Source organism: uncultured Cardiobacterium sp. (assembly GCF_938028185.1).
Taxonomy (GTDB): domain Bacteria; phylum Pseudomonadota; class Gammaproteobacteria; order Cardiobacteriales; family Cardiobacteriaceae; genus Cardiobacterium.
The window spans coordinates 1-3699 of the sequence record NZ_CALJAH010000105.1; the positions used below are offsets into that span (position 1 = coordinate 1).

Genomic DNA, 3699 nt, shown 5'->3' on the forward strand with positions numbered 1-3699 from the left:
GTGCCGCAGGGTTGCCCGCACACGGCCGCGGGCGGCCTGTCGGCACCGTGCAGGCCGGGCTGCCCGGGGCCCGGGTCAGAAGGTGATCAGAAGGTGAGGTGGGGGAACCAGATGGCGATCTCGCGCTCGGCGGACTCCGGCGAGTCCGAGCCGTGGACGAGGTTCATCATGGACTCCCCGCCCCAGTCACGGCCCAGGTCGCCGCGGATGGTCCCGGGGGCCGCGGCGGTCGGGTCGGTGGCCCCGATGAGGGAGCGCAGCCCCTCGACCACCCGGTGCCCCTCGACGACGACGGAGACCAGCGGCCCGCTGGTCATGTACTCCACGACGCTGGGGTAGAAGGGCTTGCCGACGTGCTCGGCGTAGTGCTCGGCAAGCACGTCGGGTGTGGCCACCAGGCGGTCGAGCGCGACGATGTCGTAGCCCTTGGCCTCGATCCGGCGCAGGATCTCGCCGGTCAGGCGGCGTCGGACGGCGTCGGGCTTGATGAGGATGAGAATGCGGCCGGGGGCGTCGGTCATGGCGGGTCCTTTCGGCGGATCATGCAGAGGGCGCGGCAGCTCGCACAGGCCCAGAACGCCAGCGTGACGGGGATCGCCTCAATTGGCAACCCCCGGCGCCCTCTGTCATCTCCGCCATCTCCGCCCCGCCCGGGCGGTCGGGCGGTTCAGCTGGCCGCCCCGCCGCCGGCGGCCAGCACGGCGGCGACCTCCTCGCCCAGACGGGCGAAATCGGCGGAGAGAATCGAGGGGGCAATCAGGGCAGGCAAGGCGGGCATAAAATCCTCATGTTCATGTAAAATGCCGCGCCATTCTAGCAACTTTCAGGAAACGCCCGTGCAAAACGTGCTCCCCGCCGTGCAAGCCCTCGCCGATGCCGCCGAACCGCTGGCGTGGCTGCGTGCGCAGACCGCCGCCCCGGTATGTGCGGCAAACGCGGCAGCCCTCGCCCTCGCCTGGCCGCTGGAAGGCACGCCTGCGCTGCATGGCGGCCTGCTGCAAGCGCTGACCTTGGCGGTTGCCGAACACCTTGAACTGCGCCTGCGTCATGACGGCACGCTCTACCGCGACGGCGCCCCCGCCGGGCGCGTTACCCTCGAACTCGTCGCACAGGACGGCGCCAGCCTCGCCCGCATCACCGCGCCCTTCGCCGACGGCCTCGCCGCTGTGCTGTTTGCCCTGCTTGCCGAATGGAACGCGCGCCCCTACCTGCCCGTCGCCAACCGCTGGGCGGCGTTCGCCCTCGATGGCGACATCGACCAAAAAGGGCGGCGCATCACCATCCGCGACGGCAAGCCCGTATTTAGCGAATAACCCATGTACCTCCTCATCGACGCGGGCAATTCCCGCATCAAATGGCTTTACGGCAACGCTGTCCCCGGCATCGTCGAAGCCGCCTCCTACAAAGAAGACTGGCGCACCAAACTGTGGCGCGCCTGGCACTTGCTGCCCGAACCGCGCCGCATCGCCATCAGCTGCGTCAATAACGCCAGCATCGAAACCGAAGTCGCTGCCATCGTTGATGACCTCTGGGGCAAACCGCTGCAAACCTTCATCGCGCAAAAAGAAACCAACCACACCCTCACCGTCGCCTACGACGAGGCGCATACCCTCGGCGCCGACCGCTACCTCGCCATGCTCGGTGCGCGCGGCCTCACCCACGAACCGCTCTGCGTCGTCGGCTGCGGCACCGCCATCACCCTCGACGTGGTCGAGCGCGACGGCCAACACATCGGCGGCCTCATCTTGCCCGGCATCCGCCTCGCCGAAAACGCGCTCCTGCAAAACACGCAAAAACTGCGGCCGATGCGCTGGACACCGAACCTGCTCGGCACCGACACCGCCTCCTGCATCGGCGCAGGCATCCACCACGCCATCCCGGCGGGCATCAACAGCATCATGGACGAACTCGAAACCACCACCGGCCACTACTACCACCGCTTCGCCTTTGGCGGCGACGCACAAATCCTCTTCGGCAACCGCCCCGATTACCGCATCGAACCCGACCTAATGTTCCGCGGCATGATCGACCGCCTTGCCACCGACTAACCCCAACCGGAGACCAACATGGACTGGAAAAACAGCCGCCGCAGCGACAACGTCGAAGACCGCCGCGGCTTTAGCGGCACCACCGCAGGAGGCATCGGCCTCGGCGGCCTTGCCATCATCCTCATCGGCTGGATGTTCGGCATTGACCCCGGCACCATGCTGCAATTCCTCGAAGGCAGCCAGAGCCAAAGCCAATACAGCAGCGCCGGCGCGCCACCTGCCAACGACGAAGCCGGGCAGTTTCTAAGCGCAGTGCTCGCCTCGACCGAAGACGTGTGGAAACCCGTCTTCAAACAGCACGGCAAAACCTACCACAACCCGAAACTCGTCCTCTTTAGCGGCCAAGTCCAATCCGCCTGCGGCGTCAGCAGCAGCGCCACCGGCCCCTTCTACTGCTCCGCCGACCAAAAACTCTACATCGACCCCAGCTTCTACCGCGAAATGCAAAAAATGGGGGCGAGCGGCGACTTCGCCTTTGCCTACGTGGTCGCGCACGAAGTTGGCCACCACGTCCAAAACCTGCTCGGCACCCTCGGCCAGGCGCACCGCTACATGCGGCAGGTCAGCAAAACCGAGGCCAACCAAATCTCGGTGCGCATCGAACTACAAGCCGACTGCTACGCCGGCATCTGGGGCAACAAACTGGAAAAGTACAGCAAAATCCGCCTGCACGACGGCGACATCCGCGACGGGCTGAAAGCCGCCGAAGCCGTCGGCGACGACACCCTGATGCAACGCGCCGGCGGTCGGGTAAACCCAGCGAACTTCACCCACGGCAGCGCCGCCGACCGCATGCGCTGGCTCAACACCGGCCTGCAATACGGCGAAATCAGCAGATGCAATACCTTTGACTGATGGAGGCTGCCATGCAAATCACCCGAAGCGGCAAAGACTTTGCCATCCATATTCCCGCTGCACTTGCCAAAGCCTTAAAACTGCAAGAAGGCGACCATTTCGATATTGAGGCCGTTGGCGATACGCTCGTTATTCGCAAACGCAGCAAAGAAGATTTCCTCGAACAAGTACGCCAATTCAGCGGCATCCTGCCCGCCGATTTCCGTTTTGACCGTGAAGAAGCCCATGAACGTTAGACCGGCTTTTGATACCAATATTGTGCTTTACCTGCTTTCCAGCGGCGAGAAACGCGATATTGCCGCAGAACTCTTGAGCGAAGGCGGCACAATCAGCGTGCAGGTACTCAATGAAGTGGCTAATGTCATGCGGCGCAAACAGCACCGGAATTGGGAAGAAATAGAAAAATTTACCGCTCTCCTGGCTTTGGTATGCAGCATAAAATCGCTTGACCGGAGGATACCGCAGCAGGGACTTGAAATTGCGCGGCAGTACCAACTCAGCATCTATGATTCCATGATTGTCGCTTCCGCTTACCTGTCGCATTGCCGGATTCTCTATTCCGAAGATATGCAGTATGGCTTTGAATACCGCAGTGTGCGGATTCTCAACCCCTTTTATCGTGCTAATAGCACTCCGCAATAATAGAGACTCCCCATGCCCAAATCCCCCGAAACCCGCATTCATCTGGCAAATCAGCCGCTGCAATACCTTTGACTGACGTCTATTACCCGTAACCGAACCGCCATGAACGCCTACCACTACCTCCGCCCGCTCCTTTTCCGCCTCGACCCCGAAC

Annotated in this window: 6 protein-coding genes and 1 pseudogene; 5 read left to right on the forward strand and 2 right to left on the reverse strand. The window is 63.0% G+C overall.

Annotated features, from left to right (window positions below; translation table 11 throughout):
* Positions 1 to 86 precede the first annotated feature (86 nt).
* Both ndk and Q0349_RS03355 read right to left on the reverse strand, forming a co-directional pair.
* Positions 87 to 521, reverse strand: coding sequence for a nucleoside-diphosphate kinase (gene ndk / locus Q0349_RS03350; protein WP_298079463.1), 435 nt, complete (start codon positions 519 to 521; stop codon positions 87 to 89).
* A gap of 164 nt (positions 522 to 685) precedes the next feature.
* Positions 686 to 778, reverse strand: a pseudogene (locus tag Q0349_RS03355) (ribulose-phosphate 3-epimerase); the annotation flags it as partial.
* 58 nt (positions 779 to 836) lie between these two features.
* On the opposite strand from Q0349_RS03355, the gene Q0349_RS03360 reads away from it, so the two are divergent.
* The 5 genes from Q0349_RS03360 to Q0349_RS03380 are packed head-to-tail and all read left to right on the forward strand — an operon-like array spanning position 837 to position 3545.
* The gene (locus tag Q0349_RS03360; protein WP_298079464.1) at positions 837 to 1313 is read left to right on the forward strand and encodes a hypothetical protein; all 477 of its coding nucleotides are present in this window, start codon (positions 837 to 839) and stop codon (positions 1311 to 1313) included.
* Positions 1314 to 1316: 3 nt separating this feature from the next.
* Positions 1317 to 2048, forward strand: a complete 732-nt coding sequence (locus Q0349_RS03365) for a type III pantothenate kinase (RefSeq protein WP_298079465.1) — start codon at positions 1317 to 1319, stop codon at positions 2046 to 2048.
* 18 nt (positions 2049 to 2066) lie between these two features.
* Positions 2067 to 2903: a neutral zinc metallopeptidase gene (locus tag Q0349_RS03370; protein WP_298079466.1), complete on the forward strand. Its 837-nt coding sequence runs from the start codon at positions 2067 to 2069 to the stop codon at positions 2901 to 2903.
* 11 nt (positions 2904 to 2914) lie between these two features.
* Positions 2915 to 3139, forward strand: a complete 225-nt coding sequence (locus Q0349_RS03375) for an AbrB/MazE/SpoVT family DNA-binding domain-containing protein (protein ID WP_298079467.1) — start codon at positions 2915 to 2917, stop codon at positions 3137 to 3139.
* Entirely contained in the window at positions 3129 to 3545 is a 417-nt protein-coding gene (locus tag Q0349_RS03380) for a PIN domain-containing protein (protein ID WP_298079468.1), read from the forward strand. Before Q0349_RS03375 ends, Q0349_RS03380 begins: the two co-directional genes overlap by 11 nt.
* Positions 3546 to 3699: the final 154 nt, after the last annotated feature.

Bases quoted from the DNA above. Each gene is read 5' to 3' on its own strand.
- ndk (WP_298079463.1), bottom strand. From the start codon at position 521: ATGACCGACGCCCCCGGCCGCATTCTCATCCTCATCAAGCCCGACGCC.
- Q0349_RS03365 (WP_298079465.1), top strand. From the start codon at position 1,317: ATGTACCTCCTCATCGACGCGGGCAATTCCCGCATCAAATGGCTTTAC.
- Q0349_RS03370 (WP_298079466.1), top strand. From the start codon at position 2,067: ATGGACTGGAAAAACAGCCGCCGCAGCGACAACGTCGAAGACCGCCGC.
- Q0349_RS03375 (WP_298079467.1), top strand. From the start codon at position 2,915: ATGCAAATCACCCGAAGCGGCAAAGACTTTGCCATCCATATTCCCGCT.
- Q0349_RS03380 (WP_298079468.1), top strand. From the start codon at position 3,129: ATGAACGTTAGACCGGCTTTTGATACCAATATTGTGCTTTACCTGCTT.